Origin of the sequence: Acaryochloris sp. IP29b_bin.137 (assembly GCF_028285745.1) — a bacterium.
In the GTDB taxonomy this organism is placed as follows: Bacteria; Cyanobacteriota; Cyanobacteriia; order Thermosynechococcales; family Thermosynechococcaceae; genus Acaryochloris.
In genome coordinates, this window is record NZ_JANQOP010000274.1 from 19507 (window position 1) to 40493 (window position 20987).

Here is a 20987-nt window from a genome sequence, read left to right on the forward strand (position 1 = left end):
ACCCTGGCGGCAAGGGTGATTAGCCTTCCAGAGCGCCAAAATGGGCTAAGCCTCAAAAACAGTTATTTTGATAGAGGTGATGGATTAAAAGTAATGGATCGACGTTTTTTTTTACAGGCCTTGGGGGCGGTTACGCTTCAGCAATTGTTAAGTGCTTGTCAGCAGAATAATCGGAATGTGCTAGAAGTACATTCATTACAGAAAACACTTCCCCCTCAGTTAATAGGGAAATTTCGGTCAAAGTCCCAAGTCTCTTTACAACTAACACTGCAATCTTCTCCCCAAGAAATCTTTTCTCAGTTGGGAAAATGGCATAAAGAAGTCCAGTCTGAAACGGCTGCAGACTCCAACCAAGGTTCGACGGCGTCAACGCCCTCTATTGAGCGACCGTCCAGGCTCGCTAGCCTGGGCGACTATTGGTTAACCCAAGCCATTCAACAGGATCTAATCCAACCGATTAATGTGGAAAAACTGAGCCGTTGGTCCGCCCTCGCCCCTCAATGGCAACAGCTCGTGCGGCGCGATCGCAACGGCCATCCCAAGCCGGACGGCCAAGTCTGGGGGATTCCCTATCGATGGGGGGCCACCCTGATTGCTTATCGCCCCGATAAATTTAAGAAACTCGGCTGGGAGCCTCAAGACTGGTCCGATTTATGGCGACCTGAACTACAAGGGCGAATTAGCTTACTCAATCAACCTCGGGAAGTGATTGGTTTAACCCTGAAAAAACTGCAAAAATCCTACAATGATCAGAATCTAGAGACCCTCTCAGCATTGCCCCAAGCATTGGAGCAGCTTAATCAGCAAGCCTTATTTTACGACTCAACCCATTATCTAGAGCCATTAATCCTAGAAGATACCTGGGCTGCAGTCGGCTGGTCATCAGATATTTTGCCAACCCTAGCCCGGGAGCCAGACTTAAAGGCTGTGGTTCCAACTTCAGGCACCGCTTTATGGGCCGATCTGTGGGTTCAACCCCACCCCCAACAAACGGAAGCCGCTAACCAATGGATGAATTTTTGGTGGGAAGAGGCCATTGCTAACAACCTATCGGAATTTACAGCCGCCGTCTCACCGGTACGCTCCCAATCGCCAAGTGAAAAGTCCCAAAGCCGATTGCTTGTAGTCGACCCTGATCGATATAAACGTAGCGAATTCTTATTACCATTACCCTCCACCACCCTTGAGCAATACCAGAAACTCTGGCAAACCCTGCAAACGAACCGCTAGAAAACCGTACGAGGATAGTTGGGGTTCAACCATAGAGAACAAGGGAGGGGTTTGCGGTTCACATCACCTGGAATGATTCGAGACTGGGCATTCAGGGAACCAGACCGATAGCTTGGGTCGCCTTCAGTAAACTTACAGGTGTAGGCACCTAAGAGCAAATCCTGCGCATCTTGAACAAACAGTTGATATCCAAAATGACTGGCATCTGTGCCAAATTTGAGGACAAAGGCATAGCGCTCGTAGTAGCTATATCGAGTCCAAAGTTCTGGCCGGACAATGACACTGATTTGTTGGGTCCCCACTTGATCGATGCCATAGGCTTGCCAATCTAGGACCAGTTTTTCGCCAAACTGCTGATTCGTCCACCATAAGCTTGGTACTGTAAACCCCTGCTGAGACGGTGTATTTTCAGTGACAATAGGGCCTTTAGGTCTACGCTCAAGTAACTGCTGTAATGCGGTTGGGGTGGTATTACCCAGTGGAGATCGACGAGACTGGGCAAAAGCAAGCGAATCACTTATGACAAATCCCCAACAACTAACCCCTATGCATACACTGAGCTGCATCAGTCTCGGATCAAGTCTCCCCCTGAGGAAATCCACCTGAAGTGGCCATTGTAATTTCATCAAGGATTCTGTCCTAGCATGTGCTTAACTGATCAAATCCCTGTTAATCTACAGCTCTACTTAATCTACAACTCTACATCCAAAATGAGGTTGGTGCGATCACCTTAAGATTGGATACCCTTCCGAATTCCCCCGTGCATCATTCAAAGCTACTCTGGATCTCCTCTAGAATTAGGCTAGCGGCAATTAAGATGAACGTCTATACAGCATCCAATCCTAATTCTTCTAAGACCCATTTTGTGCGAGGTTGAACCGCTTGAACTGCTGAATTTAATGGATGTGCAGATTACAGTGCTTGTGAAAATCACTTTCGAACATTTTGTGTGACACTTGGTATGAGAAGTACGCTGACTAATAGACAAGTGTTAAACAAGTTAAACCATCGAACGGATAGAAATTGGCCGAAAAAAGCAAGCTATGAAATTCTGACAAAAAAAACTTGAGGAACAATAAAAAAATATTTAATTTTCTTTGGGATATTGATTTTGCTCTTCAATGAATATCCACAAAAAGAAGACCTTACTCAAAGTGTGCCTCTATTTTTGGAGGATTAGCGACTACTATTCCTTTTCCTAGTAAAGACTAGCGCGAGGTCACGATTGAATCTACTGGAGCGGAGCATTAGCATTAAGCCATCTTGAAATCTATTTCTTGTCACCTAATTAATTGCTGACTCACTAATGGATAAAAATATTTGAGCTAGAGTGCAACTTTTTTACAGGAGGAAAATGTTTTCTTGATCTAGCCACTATTTGGGATGGGCATATTGAATATATTATGTTTTCCTCACACTGAATCCAGGTCAATATCTATTAGTAAAGCATCCTGAAAAATCTATCGCCATGGCTTAGATTGACTGCCAATGAAGTGATAATGTCTCATTCCCAAATCATTCTCAGTAATTATCAGGTTCGAGAGAAATTATACGAAAGCTCAAGGACATTGGTCTATCGTGCTGATAATCTGGTGACTCAGGAGAACGTTGTCCTGAAATTGCTCAAAGCACCGTATCCCACTGCCCAAGATCTTGCTGAATTCCGAAACGAATACAACATTCATCAAGATCTGAATCTGCCAGGTATCGTTAAACCCAATGCTCTACTGCCCTACCACAATGGCTTTGCGATTGAGATGCCAGATTTTGGGGGAATTTCTCTAGCAAAGCTATTCATCTTTTTCCCCCAGACTGACGCACCATCCGATGGAACCGTTTATCCAAGTTCTCTCCCCCTTAACATCTTTCTCGATATTGCTATCCAACTGGCTGCTAGCTTAGAGAACTTGCGTCAACATCGAATCATTCACAAAGACATCAAACCTCAAAATATTGTCGTCCATCCCCAAACTTTGGAGACAAAACTAATAGACTTTGGTCTGTCGTCAAAACGATTGCAGGAAAGCTCCTCTTTACTCAACCCCAAGTTATGGGCAGGGACGTTTGCCTACCTCTCTCCCGAGCAAACAGGACGGATGAATCGGAAAGTGGATTACCGAACTGACTTTTATTCTTTAGGGGTTACTTTCTATGAGCTACTCACTGGACAACTGCCTTTTCCTGCGAATGACCCGATGGAATTGGTTCATTGTCATATTGCTCAACGACCCGTTGCCCCAGCAGCGATCAATTCCGAGATTCCTGAAGTTCTCAACCAGATTATTCTTAAACTGATGGCTAAGATGCCCGAAGAGAGGTATCAAACCGGCTATGGGTTGAAGTTTGACTTAGAGCAGTGTCGCCATCAATTGCAGCAGCAAGGAAGCATCCACACTTTCGGGATTGGCATGGAAGATCAGTCTGAAGTTTTTGTGATTCCCGAGAAACTCTATGGACGAGACTCGGAAGTTGAAATACTCCTCAACACATTTGAACGAGTTGCTCAAGGAACCACTGAACTGATGTTGGTATCTGGGCAGTCTGGGGTTGGGAAAACCGCGGTCATTGGCGAAATCCATAAACCCGTTGTTCGCCGACGGGGATATTTCATTCAAGGTAAGTTTGATCCACTCAAGCAAAGTATCCCTTTTTCGGCCCTTCTCCAAGCGTTACGACATCTTTGTCAGCAGTTACTGATGGAAAGCCAAGCTTGCCTGAAACGCTGGCAAACCAAAATTCTGGATGCGGTCGGTAACAACGGTCAAGTCATGATTGATGTGATTCCAGAAGTGGAACTGCTGATTGGTCCTCAACCGCCTGTCGTTGAGCTGGGTCCTGAGCCTACCCTCAACCGTTTTAATTTTGTCTTCCAACAATTTTTCCAAGTTTTTCCCAGCATTGATCATCCCCTTGTCCTGTTTCTGGATGATTTGCAATGGATTGATTCAGCGTCGCTGACATTCCTAAAAAACCTCTTGGAAGAGGCCAAGACTGGCTATTTACTCCTGTTGGGTGCTTATCGAGACAATGAAGTCCTCGATGCCCACCCCCTGAAGCAAACCTTAAAGCAGATTGAATCGACCCACCTCTTTAGTAATAAACTACATCTCACTGCATTGAAACTTAGAGATCTAAATGTTTGGGTGGCGGATACATTAGCCAGCACGCCAGAGCAGACGCATACCCTAACTGAGCATTTATTTCACAAGACGAAAGGGAATCCATTCTTTTGCCGACAATTCCTACAAACTTTAAGACAAGAAGATTTGATTCGCTTTGACAAAAGCCATCGTGTCTGGGAGTGGGATATTACTCAAATCCAGGCCCTTGCTCCAACCGATGATGTGGTTGAGTTTGTACGTTGGCAGTTGCTGAAGCTCTCTCCCCAAACTCAAGACTTTTTAAAGTTTGCGGCCTGCATTGGCAACCCGTTTTCGCAGAAGACTTTAGCACTCATTGCCCAGTTCAGTGAAGAAGAAACAACTCATATCGTGGGGGAAGCTCTACAAGCTGGGCTGTTGGAGGAAGTTAAATCCATTAAGCTGCCTGACACTGTTCTAGCCAAGCGCCATAAGGATCACCTCCCCCCGGCAACAAATCTAGATTCCCCAGAGGTTACAGAATATCGTTGCGACTATAAATTTCTCCATGATCGGGTTCAGCAAGCTGCATACTCGTTGATTCCGCCGGGTCAAAAAAGAGCCACCCACTTGGCGATTGGCCGACAGTTGCTGAACACAGTCCCTGAAATTGAGGGGGATGAGCAGATATTTGAACTGGTTAATCAGCTTAACCGAGGAGCCACTCTTATCAAAGGTGAGGTTGAAAAAGTCCGCTTGGCAGAGCTGAATAAAATGGCAGCACAACAGGCGAGAGCGTCGACCGCTTATGATCTGGCTGCTGAATATGCGTCAATGGGTTTGATACTCTTGGGGTCGAGGGCATGGCAGGATCATTATGCCTTGATGCTCTCTTTGTCTGAGCTAGCCGCTGAAGCAGCTTATCTCCACGGTGCCATCAGCAAGATGGAAAAATTGGTAGCGTCCATCCTTACTCACACCACCCATCCTCTCGATCAAGTTCGAGCTTACGAAATTCAAATTCAGGCCTATACCTCCCAACACCGTCTGTTGGATGCCCTGGCCACTGCGCAACAAGCCCTTGAGTGCTTTGGTATCGTCTTTCCGGAAGCCCCGGATTCATATGATCTTCAACAGGCATTTCAAGATCTGGCTCAACAAACGGCTTTGGATCGCGTGGCAGAATTGGTCAATTTGCCTGAGATGACCGATCCCGAACAACTTGCGGTGATGGGGATTGCGGCGAGTATGATTCCTGTCGCTTACATCGCGGCCCCCCATCTCTTTCCGCTTGTGACCATTTTTGGGGTTAAAACCAGTCTATTACATGGGAATTCACCCCTTGGAGGATTTTTTTATGCGACTTACAGTATTTTACTGACTGGAATTCTACAGGATATTGAGTCGGCGAAGGCCTACAGCCATTTAGCACTCCAAGTGGTGGAGAAGTTTGACGCCAAACCCGTTCGACCTTCTGTGCTCTATAGTTTGGGGGCGTTCGTTGTTCACGATACGGCTCACCTGCAAGACGCGATCGCAATGTTGCGAGAAGGGTACCAAATTGCTTTAGATACGGGGAATTTAGAGTTTGTTGGCTATTGTGCCAAAGATATTTGTCAGTATTCCTATTTCAAGGGTCAAAACTTAACGACCTTAGAAACAGATATCCAAGCTTACGTCAAACTGCTAGAGAAGTATCAACTCGTGACGACAGCATCCTTTTCTAGGCTGTTTTTACAAGTCGTACTCAATCTTCAGCGGACTGACCTAAATCCGACCCAGTTAGTGGGAGAGGCCTTTAACGAGAATGAAAGCGTACCGGATATGTTGTCCGCAAACAACATGGCTGGCTTGCATTTTTACAGTGTGCATAAGCTGGTGTTGGGGGTGTTGTTTCAAGATCGCCAGAATCTTCAATCTCTGGCCGACGAAGCGAGAGTCTATTTGGAGGGAGGACCGGGTTATTTCACTGGGCCCATTTTTCGATTCTATGAATCTTTAGCATTATTAGCCCTGTCGTCTTCAGGGACTGCTATACCGGCTGACTGGCTCCAGAGAATTAGCGAAAATCAGGCAGATTTGAAACGACGGCTCCAATTCAATCCTGCCAACTATCAGCATAAATACCACCTAGTGGAAGCAGAGCACTATTGTGTCGTTGGTGCTCACTTAGATGCCCTAGAAGCCTACGATCAAGCTATTGCATTGGCAACAGAACATAACTTTGTGCAGGAACTAGCCCTGGCCCAAGAGTTAGCCGCCAGATTTTACTTGCAATGGGGAAAAACGACCATTGCCCAAACCTATATGGTGAACGCCTACTATACCTATGAACGATGGGGGGCAACTGCAAAATTAGCAGACTTGGAAGATAAGTTTTCCCAACTTTTAGCCCCCTTTCTCAACAGCGGCTTACGAATTCAAGCCCTGGAATCGTTCAGTATGGCTCGAACTCAACCAACACACTCCAGTCATGGTGGCTTCCAAGGCTTAGACTGGGCTGCAGTGATGAAAGCCTGCCAAGCGCTATCAGAGGAAATTGAGATTGAACGGCTCTTAGCCACTACCCTGCAAGTTGTGATTAAGAATGCTGGCGCAGAGAGGGGTAGCTTGTTTATGAAGCAAAACCAGCAAATGTGCCTGATGGCTCAATACCCACAAACCTCAGCTTTATTGCCCATTTCCCTCGACCATATTGAGATTGATAGAATCATTCCTTTATCTCTGGTTCACTATAGTGAACGGACGCTCGAGACCTTTGTTATTCATGATGGCCGCACGGAACCGAAATTTGCTGGCGATCCCTACCAAGAAAAATATGCGCCCCTCTCACAACTATGCATGCCCATTGTTCGACAGGGGGAATTGGTGGGATTGCTTTATCTAGAAAACAATTTAACCCCAGGGGCTTTCACTTCTGATCATTTGGAGGTGCTGCATTTGCTAACTGCCCAGGCGGCCATTTCCATTGATAATGCCCAGCTCTATTCTTCAGTGGAGAATAAGATTGCCCAACGAACCCAGCAGTTGCGCACCGCCCAGCTTGAGGCTGAAAAAGCTAACCAAGCTAAAAGTAAGTTCTTGGCGAGTATGAGTCATGAATTACGAACCCCCCTCAATGCCATTTTGGGTTTCAGTCAATTAATGGCTCAGGATGTCAGTCTGCCCAGGCATCTGCAAGAATCACTGGAAATCATTAATCGCAGTGGCGAACATTTACTGGATCTGATTAACGATGTCTTAGCCTTATCCAAAATTGAGGCGGGCAAAACCACCCTTCAATTAGATACCTTCAATTTATATGAATTTCTGCAAGCCATTCAGGGGATGTTGCAGCTCAAGGCTCAAGCAAAAGGGATTGAACTGAGATTTGAGCAGTCTTCAGATGTACCTGAGATTATTCAAGCAGATGAGCAAAAACTCCGCCAAATCCTTATCAATTTACTGGGGAATGCCATTAAGTTCACCGAGATCGGTTGGGTGGCCCTCCGGGTAAGACGCGCCACCCCTAGCCTTGACAAAGGTGGGCAGTCTCCTCCCGATATTAGTGTTCTCATGTTTGAGGTGGAAGATACGGGAGCGGGAATTGCGGCCAATGAGTTGGGTCACGTGTTTGAGGCGTTTGTCCAGACTAAAACAGGGGTGAGATCGCAGCAAGGAACTGGCTTGGGATTGCCAATTAGCCAAAGCTTTGTCCAACTGATGGGCGGAAAACTCCAGGTTCGCAGCGAAGAGGGGATTGGTACTTGCTTTTATTTCGATTTACCCGTCCTACTGACAGAAGTTCGAGTGACCCCAATACGACCTAAACGACGCATCATTGGACTGGCTGAGGGACAGCCCACTCAACGCATACTAGTCGTAGAAGATCAAGCCGATAACCAGCGTTTGTTAATTGATCATTTATCACCCCTGGGGTTTGTCGTCACCGCCGTGAGTGAGGGCCAATCCGCGATTCAATGTTGGCAGTCCTGGCATCCTCATCTTATTTTTATGGACTTACAATTACCAGGAATGGGTGGGCGAATGGCAGCTCAAGAGATTAAACGGCTAGCGGCTGCGGGCAGGGGTCCCGTCCCCATTATCATCGCGCTGACGGCTAATGCTTTTGATGATGTACGCAATCAAGCCTTAGCCAATGGTTGTGATGGGTTTGTCAGTAAGCCCTATATGCTTGCAGACCTGTTGGAGTTGATGGCTCGCTCTCTAGATCTGGAATGGATATATGAAGATTCTGCTCCATCTGAGCCCATTTGCTTACCCGGGCGTTCTCTGACTCCCGAGCATTTATCTGATCTACCAGCGACCTGGAAGGAGCAGCTCAATCAAGCAGCCATGTTCCTTGATGAGGGTAGGGCTACGGCGTTGATTGCTGACCTTGAAGGGGAACATCAGGAAATAGCTGCCAGCCTATACCAGCTTGTTAAGGACTATCAGTTTGAGCAGTTGATCCAATTAACCCGCTCGGTTTAACAGGGGTTCCTGGTCAGATTGCGGATAACAAACAGCATAAACATCTCCACCGACTAAAGCTTGGGGTATGAAAGTCGTCAGCAGGGGAATAATCTGCCCCAACTAGCCCACTAACGCGGGTTCTCCAATTCGACTAGAGAGTGCTGGGGTCGTATCAAATAAATCAGAACAGAGCACCTCGCAGGCATTATTGGGGCTCTCAATCAATTTGATTCGATGCAGGTCTGCCCCCATCTGTAGGATGGGTTCTCGCAAAAGCTTGGCAATATAGACCGCAATATTTTCAGCCGTGGGAACGACCTCCGCAAAGTAAGGAATATCCTTATTGAGAAAGGTGTGATCCAGGGGTTCTAAGACCACATCATCCACCATATTTTGGAGAGCGACGAGATCCACAATCATGCCTGTCCGTGCATCCACCTCGCCTTTGACGGTCACTTCCAGATGATAGTTATGGCCATGCCCATTGGGCCGAGCGCATTTGCCATAGATTTCGCAGTTTTCTTCAAAACTTAGTTCAGGGAGTGCCAATCGATGCGCAGCACTAAAATGACTTCCAACAGTTAAATAGGCGTCCATGCCAGCTCCTTTGTAGTCAGCCCACAGTTTGGGATGTTCAAAAAGTTGAATATTTACTAACGGTAAATGCGGTTCTAACCGCTGCCAGATCACCCGTGCCAGATGCTCGGTCGTGGGCAGGGTTGCCTTAAATTCGGGCCATATCTCATTCAGATAGGAAAAATTGAGAGGGTCAGTGACCTCTCGCTTAATCACTTGTTTGACATCTGAGAGATTGAGGACCATCCCATACTGATCCAGTTCGCCCCACATGGAAACGAACAGTTCATAGTTATGGCCATGACCCGGTGCTTGGGTACAAAGACCAAATTTCGCCTGATTTTCTGATTCCGATAGCTCAGGTAACCAATACCGATGGCTGGCAGAGAACTCAGCGCGTCGGTGGATAACACATTTCATAACAGGGCAAACCGTAGCAACAGCCGTTCTTCATTGGAGACACGGCACTAATAATATTTCTTAATATTTTAACCTATGGTTTCAATTCTCTGGGTTAATCCAGACCCTCATAAGGATTTGAGCCAAGCCAATGGCAAAGACATCAATTTACGCCGACTCGGAACATAGGCTCGACGGGTAAAGACATCGTATTGGTTCTGCTCAATCACATCCAGGATTTGGCGATAGAGCACCAGAGCCGACCATACGGGCCAGCGAGCATCCTTTTCTAGAGTGCTAATTCCTGACTCTGCCTGAGCGAAGTACTGACGAGCCCGACGGATTTGGAATTTCATAAATGCTCGCCAGCGATCATCAATGATGCCATTAAATAAATCCGCTTCGGTGTAGTCAAAGGCAGCCAAATCCTCTAGAGGGAGGTAGATTCGCCCTCGGCGAGCATCTTCACCGACATCCCGGAGGATATTGGTGAGCTGATTAGCAATACCTAAATCGACGGCCTTACTAATAGTGTTGGCCTGATTGTTGAGAATTCTAGGAGGACTCCAGGGAGCCTGTAAGCGATCGCAAAAGCATTCCACCCCCATAATCTGAGCTGACATCAGCCCCACGGTTCCGGCAACCCGGTAACAGTAAAGGCGCAAATCCTCAAAGGTTTCGTAGCGATCGCGGACTAAATCCATTCGCTGTCCAGCAATCATATCCCGGAACGGCTGGATATCTAGCCCAAAGCGTTCCACGGTATCCACAAGTGCGACATCTGGGTCGTCCACAGGATGGCCCGCAAACACAGATTCAAGCTGTTCTTCCCACTTGTCTAGCGTCTCAGAGGTGGTAAATGCTGCCTGAGGACCATCGACCAATTCATCCGTCAGCCGACACCAAACATAAATAGCCCAGACCCCTTGACGCTTTGCGGGCGACATCAGCTGGGTGCCCAGATAAAAGGTTTTGGCATAATCGGCGGTAATTTGCCGACATTGCTCGTAGGAGTCTTCAAGAGACGCCAGTTTTTTGGTGGGTCTTGGAGTTTCAGGCAGTTGCAGCATTCGGGATTGACTGGGAAACTGGCTTGGACGGTGCAGAAGCGTGATTGGAGGACGAAAGGACTTTAGCGCTGTTAATCGCTTGTGCTGTCAGCTTACCAGAAAGCACCGCTCCCTCCATACTGCCCAGATATCGTTGCATGGTGTAACTTCCAGACAGAAAGAAGTTGGGAATGGGAGTTGTTTGGACCGGACGGAACTGCTGTCGGCCCGGAATCGCTTTATAAACAGAGCGGGGTGTCTTCACCACTCGGGCTTTCAGCACTTTGGCTACATCGGGAATTTCGTCTGGAAACAGTTGGGCGAGTTCTGCTAAAGTCGCGTCAATAATATCATCGTCTGATCGGCTAATCCAGTCCTCTGCCGGGGCCAGAACTAGCTCCAACATTGATTTGTCTGGATCGGAATATTCCCGACAAGCGTTACTCATATCGGCGTAGACACTTAATAAGGGTGACCGTGAGAAGAGCAAATGATCAACATCACTAAGCTTGCGATCAAACCAGAGCTGAATGCTGATCACAGGCACCCCTTCCAACTCCTGGAGCTGTTGGAAATAGGGTTTAGCCTTCCACTCGTCGGGCATCATCAGCTTCATGGCGTCTACGGACATAGCCGAGACATAAGCATCAGCGGTGATGGTGTACTCTTCCGAATCAGCAGATCCTTTCATCAAGAAATGATTCACACTGCCATCATCGTTGAGCACAATCTTCTTTAGCGGAGCATTAACCAGAACTTCGCCCCCCCGTTCCGTTACATAATCAACGATGGGCTGACAAAGTCGCTCGGGTGGGGCACCGTCCAAAAAAGCAATCTTTGATCCGTAGCGCTCTTGTAAAAACCGATTAAGGGCCGTCAGGGGAATGGTGGCAGAAACTTCATCTGGGTTGATAAAAGTTAAGGCTTTGGAGGCGGCGATAAAAATATCGGAATTCACCCGGTCGTCGATGCCTTGCTTTTGCAGCCACTCCAATAAAGAGTAACGATCCATCTCTTCGACGTATTTCTGCCCTCGGACAATGGCAGGTAGGAGGCCGATCGCAAATCGTATCTTCTGCTCCCAGGTCAACATATCGTTGTTGCGGAGAATCGAAATAATGACGTTGATAGGCGAGGGCAAGTCCGGCACATCAAACCGTGATAACACCCCCGGCTTTTCGGGCTGATTGAAGATCAAGGCATGCTTTTTCCACTGCAGCCGATCTTCAATATCCAGTTCCTTCAGCAATTGGAGCATGTTGGGATAAGCCCCAAAGAAGGCGTGTAGACCTGTTTCCACCCAGTCTCCATCTTCATCTTTCCAGGCGGCCACCAAGCCCCCCAAGACAGAGGCCCGTTCTAAAACGATGGGAGTATGCCCTTGGTCAACTAAATACTTGGCACAGGAGAGACCTGCCAGACCTCCACCTGCGATCGCAACTCGCATGAATTGTTATGTCCCTTGGATTACAGCGTCTTTTCTTAACCACCGACCGGCCAAGTGGTGGTTCACAGCCCTAATTATACCTTTGCAAACTGTAACAATTCAGAAAATCTGAAAAAAATATAAATTTTTCTAGAATAAGCCTCCACATCAGGGCTTGGGAGAAGAGCAAGCTGCAATATCAAAAGGCAATCAGGTCCAGCTACGGCCTTAGAGTCGGCTTATTCAAAGAACGACGAGGGCTAATGGAGCTGCATCTTTGCCAAACCTGATAAAAAGCAGAACGCACTTCTGGATAAAATCTATAGTTCGTTTGAGGGGTGAGGGTTCGATGCTATCTTATTATTCACGCTCTGCGGGTGTAGTTCAGTGGTAGAACGTCAGCTTCCCAAGCTGAATGTCGTCGGTTCGAGTCCGATCATCCGCTTACTGTGATTTCTGTGAATACTTTGGCTTGCTCCAGCACCAGTTCGATAGCCATAGCTTGCTGATCGGGTGGGTAGCCATATTGTCTGAGCAATCGCTTGACCATGACCTTCATCCTTGCACGAGCAGTCTCTTTCAGATTCCAGTCAATCGAGGCATTTTTGCGAACTCTAGCCACCAGAACAATGGCTAACTCTCGTAACTGATCATGCCCCATAATGTCCTTGGCACTCTGGTTTTGGGCCAGGGCATCGTAAAAAGCCAGCTCATAGGATTCGAGGCCAAGCTCCTCGCCCCGATTTTTTGCGGCTTCGACATCTTTGCTGATTTCAATTAGCTCCTGCATCACATCCGTGACGCTAATCACCTGGTTTTTATAGCGTCTTAGCGCATCTTCTAGCATGTCAGCCAGCTTGCGACTCTGGACAACATTGGTCCGCTGCTGAGCTTTAATTTCATCCCGTAGAAGACGCTTAAGCAGTTCAACCGCTAGATTCTTATGCTCCATGCCTTCGACTTCGGCTAGGAATTCCTCGGAGATAACGGAAACGTCGGGACTCTTGATACCAGCGTCGTCAAAAATGTTGACGACAGTATCGGAGACTAGGGCTTGGTCTACGACTTGTCGAATAGCTGTTTCGATTTCGACGTTACTAAGGCCACCATCACTAGGTTCTAGCTTACGGAGGCTGGCTTGAATGGCCTGAAAAAAAGAGATTTCTTCGGCCCTGTCCATGGCTTCTGGGTTGTGGGCGACAAGGGCATAGATTCTAGAGAGGGCTGTAACCGCATCCATAAATCGGTCTTTGATTTGGGGATGAGCAACGTGGTTGGTGGCGGTTTTAAGCAGGTTGAGTTTATCGCCCGTGCTAGCGGTGAAATAGGGTTGGTAATCAAAGTCTGCCATGATGCCTTCCACCACTTCCAGTTTGGTCAGCATTAGACCTATAGCGACCTCCTGATCGAGACTCAGATCTCCTTTGCCACCGCTTTGAGAATAGAAGTTGAGGGCTTCTTTGAGTTCGTGGGCCACCCCTAAATAGTCCACTATTAGGCCCCCCTGTTTTTCAAAGTAGACCCGGTTGATGCGGGCGATGGCCTGCATCAGGTTATGGCCCTTCATGGGTTTGTCGATGTACATGGTGTGGAGGCAGGGGGCATCAAAGCCGGTGAGCCACATATCGCAGACAATCACCAGTTCTAGGCTGTTGTCGGGATCTTTAAGGCGTTGGGCTAAGACCTGACGATCTTTTTTGCTGGTGTGGTGCTGCACCAGTTTCTCTTCGTCGGAGGCGCTGGCAGTCATCACCACTTTGAGGATGCCTGCGTTGAGGTCGTTGCTATGCCACTCTGGACGCAGTTGGGTAATTTGCTCGTAGAGATTTGCAGCAATGCGGCGGCTAAGGGTAACAATCATGCCCTTGCCGCGATTGGTTTTTTGGCGTTGTTCGAAGTGGGTGATGATATCCTGGGCGATGGTCTCTAGTCGCTGGGTGGAACCGACAATCGCTTCAACACGAGTCTGGTTGGCCTTGGCTTGTTGGGTGGTGCTGAGGTCTTCAAAACTAAGGTCTTCGTCTAGTTCTTCTAGGAGTTCTATACCCTGCTGATCTAGGTCAACCTGGACCAGGCGGCTTTCGTAGTAAATAGGGACGGTGGCTCCGTCTTCGACGGCCTGGGCAATGTCGTAGATATCGATATATTTGCCAAAGATTTCTTCGGTATTTTTGTCGGTTTGGTCGATGGGGGTGCCGGTGAAGCCGACAAAGGTGGCATTGGGCAGGGCATCACGGATGTATTTGGCGAAGCCATAGCGCGTTTGTTTGCCGATTTCGTTACCGTCTTCGTCTTTAAGGGTGACCTGTTTGGCCTTGAAGCCATACTGGCTGCGGTGGGCCTCGTCTGCTAAGACGACGATGTTAGAACGAGGGCTAATTTGAGGATAAAGGGTTTCGCCATCTTCGGGGGCGAATTTTTGCACGGTGGTAAAAACGATGCCACCGGAGCTAACGTTGAGCAGATTGCGGACTGCAGCTCGATTGTCTGCCTGCTGAGGGGCTTGGCGCAGCAGTTGGCGGCATCCAGCAAAGGTATCGAAGAGCTGGTCGTCGAGGTCGTTGCGATCGGTGAGGATGACGAGGGTGGGATTGTCGAGGGCTAGGACAAGCTTACCGCTGAGAAACACCATGGAGAGGGATTTGCCGCTGCCCTGAGTGTGCCAGACCACGCCACCCCGATGGTTACCCCTCTCCCTAAATCCCTCTCCCAAGGGGCGAGGGACTTCTAGATCCCCCTCCCCATGGGAGGGGTTAGGGGAGGGAAGACCTACTTGTGCTGCGATCGCTTTGCTGGTTTGGTCTTTGCTGGTTTGGACGTTGGCCTTCTCCCTAAATCCTTCTCCCATAGGGCAAGGGACTTTTTGATTCTTGGGACTAGGGGAGGGAAGACCTACTTGTGCTGCGATCGCATTGAGAACGGTAGCTAAATCTTCAAAAATGGCCTGGTTGGAGAACCTTAAAACGGTGTGACCCAGAGATGAAAGGTATTGCTCTCTTTCTTGATCTCGATGCTGTTGCTCAGGCTGATTGTGAATGCCGCCGTCTAATTCAATGACCAGTTGATGCTGGTGGCAGTAGAAGTCAACGATAAAGTTGCCAATCTGATGCTGACGCCGGAACTTGAGTCCACAGAACCTTTTTGCTCTTACGGTTTCCCAAAAGATGGCTTCTGCAGGGGTTTGTTTTTGACGAAGTTCTCTTGCTTGTTGAAGGAGTGTGGTGACGGGTAGTCCACCCCGGTAGGCTGCTTGTTCTTCACTGGCTCGGAAATTGGCCCTCTCCCTAAATCCCTCTCCCATAGGGCGAGGGACTTCTTGATTCCCCTCCCAAAGGGAGGGGTTAGGGGAGGGAATATCACACGCTTGCAAAACACATTCAACAGCTTTATTGACGGCGTAGTACTGGTGGTAGGCAGCGACTTTTTTGATGGTGTTGAGGGTGACAACTTCGGTACCGGGGTCCACTTGTTTGACTTTTTCAAAGACGGTGAAGTGGCGGACCAGGTCCAGCAAGGTGTGCTTATTAAGCATCCCGTTGACGAGGATTTCTAGCTCGTTGGTGTTGGGGTTGTTCTCGATGGTGCCATCAGGGAGCTTGCGTTTCCATTGGCTAAAGCGACTGAAAGGTGCAGAGAGGGAACCGGCACGAGCAGAGATACCATCGGAGATGATCAGTAGGGCGTTGTAGGTGAAGAGGCTGGGGATTTCGTACTTGTAGGTTTGGAGCTGGTTATAGGCGGCTTGTAGATTGGCTTTGGCGTCGGTGGCATTTTTGAGTTCGATAACGACCAGGGGGATGCCGTTGATAAAAAGAATAATATCGGGGCGGCGGTTGTGTTTATCTTCGATGATGGTGAACTGGTTAACCGCCAGGAATTCGTTATTTTCGGGGGTGTCCCAGTCGATTAGCCAGAGCTGTTCACCTTTGGTTTCGCCGTTTTTTGTATATTCAACGGTGATACCTTCCGTAAGGTAGCGATGGAAGGTTTCGTTATTGGTGATCAGGTCGGGGCTGGCGATGTTTTGGAGGTCGCGTTGGGCCTGTTGACGATTTTCGGGAGGGATATGGGGATTGATATGGCTGATCGCCTGCCCGAGGCGATCTTTGAGTAAAACCTCACTGAAGCTGTGGCGCTGTTCGAGGCTGAGATAAGTCCCCCCGCCACTGTCTTTGGCCTTCCAGGTGGTGGGCTGCCCTGCAGTTGTTGCTGAGGTCGTGCCGTGACTGTACCGATAGTCCAGCCTATCGAGGAGCTGGAGGTTGTATTTTTCGATGTCGTCTTCGGTGGTGAATTTGCTCACGGTTCCCCCCGTAGAATTCGCTGTAACTCCTGTTGTAAGTCTTCCCGATTGGGCAAATAGAGTTGATAACGGGAGACAAACAGTTGATTGGAGATGGAGCCAGTGGCATATTCCACTAAAATTTCATCCTTGTCTCGGGCTAGGACAATGCCAATCGGCTCATTATCATCTTCGACATTTTCTTCGGCACGAAAGTAATTGAGGTAGAGGTTCATCTGGCCGATGTCTTGGTGGGTGACGGCTCGGGCTTTGAGGTCAATCAGGACAAAGCATTTGAGGATGCGGTGGTAGAAGACCAAATCCACGTAGAAGTGGGTGTTGTTGAGGGTGATGCGGTATTGCTGACCGATAAAGGCAAAGCCTTTGCCCAACTCTAGGAGAAACTGCTCTAGCTTTTCGATTAGGCGCTGTTCGAGGTCGCTTTCCCGCAGGTTGCGTTCGGGTAGATCCAGAAACTCGAAGACGTAGGGGTCTTTGACGACATCCTGAACAGACTCGATGGGTTGGCCTTGTTGGGCGAGGTCGAGGATTTCTTCTCGGTCTTTGCTGAGGGCAACTCGCTCGAATAGGGCTGCGTTTTTCTGGCGTTTGAGTTCGCGGACGGACCAGTTTTCGCGGATGCATTGCTGCTCGTAGAAGGAGCGAGCTAGGTCGTCGGAGACGGCGAGGAGTTCGGTGTAGTGAGACCAGGTTAATTTGCCAGACAGTGTCTGGCGTTTTGGATAGGCCAGGTAAAGCAGCCGCATATACTGGAGGTTGGAGCGGCTAAAGCCTTTGCCGTGGGTTTGTTTGAGGTCTTTTGATAGCTGGGGCAGGAGGCGGGATCCATATTCGGCACGTTCTTGGCCGGATTGTTCGAATTCGATGATGTGTTGGCCGACTTGCCAGTAGGTTTCGAGAAGAACAGTGTTAACTTGTTGGTTGGCTTGGATGCGGCCTTGGGTGAGGCAGGTGGCGATGCGATCGATGAGGGTTTGGTAGGTGTTGGGGGTGAGGTCACTCATTTTGGCTATCTCCTACTCGGAGTTTGCCACTCATGAGTTTGGGAAGAAGGGTATCGCGGACATTAGTAAGCGTTTGTATCTGTTGAGAATTAACTAAGATTTTCTCAAAAAGATTAACAGCATTTTTTTCAAGCGTTGTAAGAGTGAAGAGGTCAGGAATTAGAATTTTTAGCCTTTTAAAGTTAGAAGTTGTGATGGTATCAAATACACTTCCATATGCTTCCCGTTTAAGCTTATCAATCAAATTTCCTATCAGAAGATGACCGAAGAAAATATGTTCTTTTTTTTGAGCTAAAACTCCAAAGTTTGATTGACTTATAGCCATGCTTTCAGAAAGTAGACAATAATTACCTACCGTTCCTCTAGCAGATATAACCGTCGTGTATTGAGGTAAGAGTTTCGCTGCAGATTTTTGCAATCCAAGCTCAGAGATTTGTTTCTCAGTGTGGAGAATGAAATTTTTATTGTGTGATGTTACATCCTTGCCTGAAAGCCATTTGACATCCCCATCCCAATATTCAGGAATACTCGTCTTTGGTGTTCCCCCACTAAACAAATTAAAAAAATCATCAAAATCCCCAAAATGCCAGCCTGCAGGGATTTCGCCTAGCTCTGATGGGACCATTGCGCCGCCGGATGATTTGTAGGGCTTGCCGTCGGTGCTGGGTTTGCCCTGGGCGAAGTCGAAGGGGAACTCAAAATCGACGAACCAATGTTTGAAGAGGGTTTGGGCGATTTTCTCTAGCGTATCGTTTTGTTTGCGGAGGGTATCAATTTTGCGATCGAGGGTTGCCAATATTCTGACAATTTCTTTCTGTGTCTCAAATGGTGGAAAAGGAAGCAATTGTAGATCAAATGTATCGCGAGAAAGACTGGGATTAGAGGTTCCAACCTTTAAATGATTTAGACCGATGTAATTCACTAAATAATAGAAATATCTCAAATCAAGGTCAGAACGATTAGCCGTGACAAAATAGGCTGTATCAATTACCCAAAAGTCTTTGTCACACCACTCTACGCCAAGTGGACCTTGTCCCTTTCTCCCAAGAATCACACCTGGCCCTTTAGTTAGCGAAGAATCATGCCAACCACACCTACCATTCGTTCCATAAACTGGTGTGTCGCCAGAATTTCTGTCACTTTCTCGCAAAGCCTTGCCATAGTTGAGAGTGACTAAATCTTTTGCTGGAACTAATGGCCATATCCAATTGGTATCAGATGAGAAACCTCTGGGATAGAGACCGTGTTGTTCAGAGAGCATATCCTAACCCCGCCAACTGAACCTTAATCTCCCGATCCAGCTCCTCTGCCTCCTTCATCTGCGCTGCTAACTCCACCGTCAGCGCCCCCATCTTCTCCTCAAAGGGAATCCCATCATCTTCCTCCTCCGGTATCCCCACATACCGCCCCGGCGTCAGCACAAAATTATGCTTCTCAATATCCGCCAACACCGCCGACTTACAGAACCCTTTGATATCTTCATAGGCCCTCTCCCCAAACCCCTCTCCCATAGGTAGAGGGGCTTTTTGATCTCCCTCCCTCTGGGAGGGGCTAGGGGAGGGCAACCGTTTCCAGGCATGATACGTGCCTGCAATCTTCTGAATATCCTCCTCTGCAAAGGCCCGATTACGCCGATTGACCATATAGCCCAACTCCGATGCATCAATAAACAACACTTCCCCCTTGCGGTCCCGGTTCTTATTCCCGTTTTTATATCGACTCAAAAACCACAAACAAGCCGGAATTCCCGTGTTGTAAAACAACTGCGTTGGTAACATCACAATGCAATCCACCAGATCGGCCTCCACCAACGCCTTGCGAATCTCCCCTTCCCCACCCGTATTCGACGATAGTGACCCATTCGACAACACAAACCCCGCTGCCCCCGTCGGGGCCAAGTGATACAAAAAGTGCTGCACCCAACCAAAATTGGCATTCCCCTTTGGCGGCACCCCATACTGCCAGCGGCCATCCTGCCGCAGTAAATCTCCACCCCAGTCACTGTCATTAAAGGGTGGATTGGCAATCACAAAATCTGCCTTTAGATCCTTATGGGCATCGTTTAGGAATGAGCCTTCAGGGTTCCAGCGAATATTCGAGCCATCAATCCCCCGAATCGCCAGGTTCATCCGGCATAGCTTGTACGTTGTCTCATTGCTCTCCTGCCCATAGATGGAAATATCATCCAGTCGCCCCCGGTGATGGCTAACAAACTTCTCACTCTGGACAAACATCCCGCCCGATCCACAGCACGGATCAAACACCCTGCCCTCAAAGGGCTGTAGCATCTCCACTAATACCCGCACCACCGCCTCCGGGGTGTAGAACTGACCTCCTTTCTTCCCCTCCGCTAGGGCGAATTGCCCCAAAAAATACTCATACACCTGCCCTAGCAGATCAGCCTGTCGCGGTTCTGGGCTGGGCTCCGCTATCTCTAACTGCCCATCTGCATCCACCTCAGATTTCGCTAGATTGACGCTGCCAATCATATCGATCAGCCCACCTAGCGAAGTGGGGTCCAGCTTCTGCTGCCCATACACCTTTGGCAAAATGCCCTTTAACAGCTTTGAGTTATCCCCCTCAATTGCTTCCATAGCCTCATCCACCCGCTGGCCAATATCCGGCTGCTTCGCTTGGGCCTGCAACGCCGACCACCGTGCCCCCGCAGGCACAAAAAACACATTCTCTGCCTTATATTCATCCGGATCTTCTGGGTCTGCCCCTGCATATTCCCCTTCACCCGCCTCCAACTTGTCGTGTAGCTGCTCAAAAGCATCGGAAATGTACTTGAGGAAAATCAGCCCCAGGACAACATGCTTATACTCCGCTGCATCGATATTCTTGCGCAGCTTATCCGCCGCCTTCCAGAGCTTCTGCTCCAAGGATTCATTACTTTGGGCTTTGGCTTTTTTGGCTTTGGGCATCGTCACAGTCCGAACGTCTGGAGTGTGTTTTAGAGTAGGACCAATCCCCAAAAAATCACCGTATATTCTGATTTCCTTTATCTAGACGCTCATACTCAGTTACTCACCACTCATTTAATGATATGCGTCCTCATGAGTGGGTAGATCCGAAGGAGCATTTTCGTCCAAAATACCCAATCGTATTGCTTTGCGATGGTCTACGACCGGCCTTCGGCCATCACCTCAATCTTGCGACGACTACCATATTTCATCAATTCGGTGATTGGTACCATTTGGGATTCCTCATCTTGATTAAGAGTTTTTGCCTGCTGCCGCCACCGGCATAGTGCTGGTTCATAGCCCTCAGCTGGGCCATCTGATCAGTGTCAAACTCCTTCAAACCCACAAATCAGCACACCATTTGCTCAACAGGCTAGGCGTTAGGAGATGACGGGGAGATCGGCCCCGCTCTTCAGACAACAGCTCTACAGCATCTCTGCGGGAATACAACACAGATGAATGGTTCATCGGTGATTGGATAAATGAATCAAAAAGTAATGGT

Annotated in this window: 10 protein-coding genes and 1 tRNA gene; 3 read left to right on the forward strand and 8 right to left on the reverse strand. The window is 48.4% G+C overall.

Translation table 11 applies throughout. From position 1 onward, the window contains the following. Nucleotides 1-93 precede the first annotated feature (93 nt). Entirely contained in the window at nucleotides 94-1230 is a 1137-nt protein-coding gene (locus Q0991_RS19475; RefSeq protein WP_299491639.1) for an extracellular solute-binding protein, read from the forward strand. Here the strand turns inward: Q0991_RS19475 and Q0991_RS19480 are convergent. Then, nucleotides 1227-1856, reverse strand: coding sequence for a hypothetical protein (locus tag Q0991_RS19480; protein ID WP_299491641.1), 630 nt, complete (start codon nucleotides 1854-1856; stop codon nucleotides 1227-1229). The genes Q0991_RS19475 and Q0991_RS19480 overlap by 4 nt on opposite strands. Before the next feature lie 873 nt (nucleotides 1857-2729). On the opposite strand from Q0991_RS19480, the gene Q0991_RS19485 reads away from it, so the two are divergent. After that, nucleotides 2730-8783 carry a hybrid sensor histidine kinase/response regulator gene (locus Q0991_RS19485; RefSeq protein WP_299491643.1) on the forward strand — a complete coding sequence of 2018 codons (6054 nt, stop codon included), beginning with the start codon at nucleotides 2730-2732 and terminating at the stop codon, nucleotides 8781-8783. Between the two features lie 102 nt (nucleotides 8784-8885). On the opposite strand, the gene Q0991_RS19490 is transcribed toward Q0991_RS19485, so the two are convergent. The 3 genes from Q0991_RS19490 to pds form a co-directional block, all read right to left on the reverse strand. Next, nucleotides 8886-9761 (reverse strand): 6-carboxytetrahydropterin synthase, encoded by an 876-nt coding sequence (locus tag Q0991_RS19490; protein WP_299491645.1) that lies wholly within the window; start codon nucleotides 9759-9761, stop codon nucleotides 8886-8888. 107 nt (nucleotides 9762-9868) lie between these two features. Then, nucleotides 9869-10810, reverse strand: coding sequence for a phytoene synthase (locus tag Q0991_RS19495; protein ID WP_299491648.1), 942 nt, complete (start codon nucleotides 10808-10810; stop codon nucleotides 9869-9871). Further along, complete coding sequence (pds, locus tag Q0991_RS19500) at nucleotides 10794-12236, reverse strand: 15-cis-phytoene desaturase (RefSeq protein WP_299491650.1); 1443 nt, start codon at nucleotides 12234-12236, stop codon at nucleotides 10794-10796. The genes Q0991_RS19495 and pds overlap by 17 nt, the downstream gene beginning before the upstream one ends. Nucleotides 12237-12588: 352 nt before the next feature. On the opposite strand from pds, the gene Q0991_RS19505 reads away from it, so the two are divergent. Then, nucleotides 12589-12660: transfer RNA gene (locus Q0991_RS19505), tRNA-Gly, on the forward strand. Here Q0991_RS19505 and Q0991_RS19510 read toward each other — a convergent pair. From Q0991_RS19510 to Q0991_RS19525, 4 genes are read right to left on the reverse strand one after another with little or no spacing between them, the layout of a single operon-like run. Then, on the reverse strand, nucleotides 12652-16518 hold the full coding sequence (locus tag Q0991_RS19510; protein ID WP_299491652.1) for an HsdR family type I site-specific deoxyribonuclease: 3867 nt from the start codon (nucleotides 16516-16518) through the stop codon (nucleotides 12652-12654). The genes Q0991_RS19505 and Q0991_RS19510 overlap by 9 nt on opposite strands. Continuing rightward, nucleotides 16515-17522 (reverse strand): PDDEXK nuclease domain-containing protein, encoded by a 1008-nt coding sequence (locus tag Q0991_RS19515; RefSeq protein WP_299491654.1) that lies wholly within the window; start codon nucleotides 17520-17522, stop codon nucleotides 16515-16517. The genes Q0991_RS19510 and Q0991_RS19515 overlap by 4 nt, the downstream gene beginning before the upstream one ends. Continuing rightward, the gene (locus Q0991_RS19520) at nucleotides 17515-18783 is read right to left on the reverse strand and encodes a restriction endonuclease subunit S (protein WP_299491656.1); all 1269 of its coding nucleotides are present in this window, start codon (nucleotides 18781-18783) and stop codon (nucleotides 17515-17517) included. The genes Q0991_RS19515 and Q0991_RS19520 overlap by 8 nt, the downstream gene beginning before the upstream one ends. Further along, nucleotides 18773-20446, reverse strand: coding sequence for a class I SAM-dependent DNA methyltransferase (locus tag Q0991_RS19525; protein WP_299491658.1), 1674 nt, complete (start codon nucleotides 20444-20446; stop codon nucleotides 18773-18775). Before Q0991_RS19525 ends, Q0991_RS19520 begins: the two co-directional genes overlap by 11 nt. Between the last annotated feature and the right edge of the window lie 541 nt (nucleotides 20447-20987).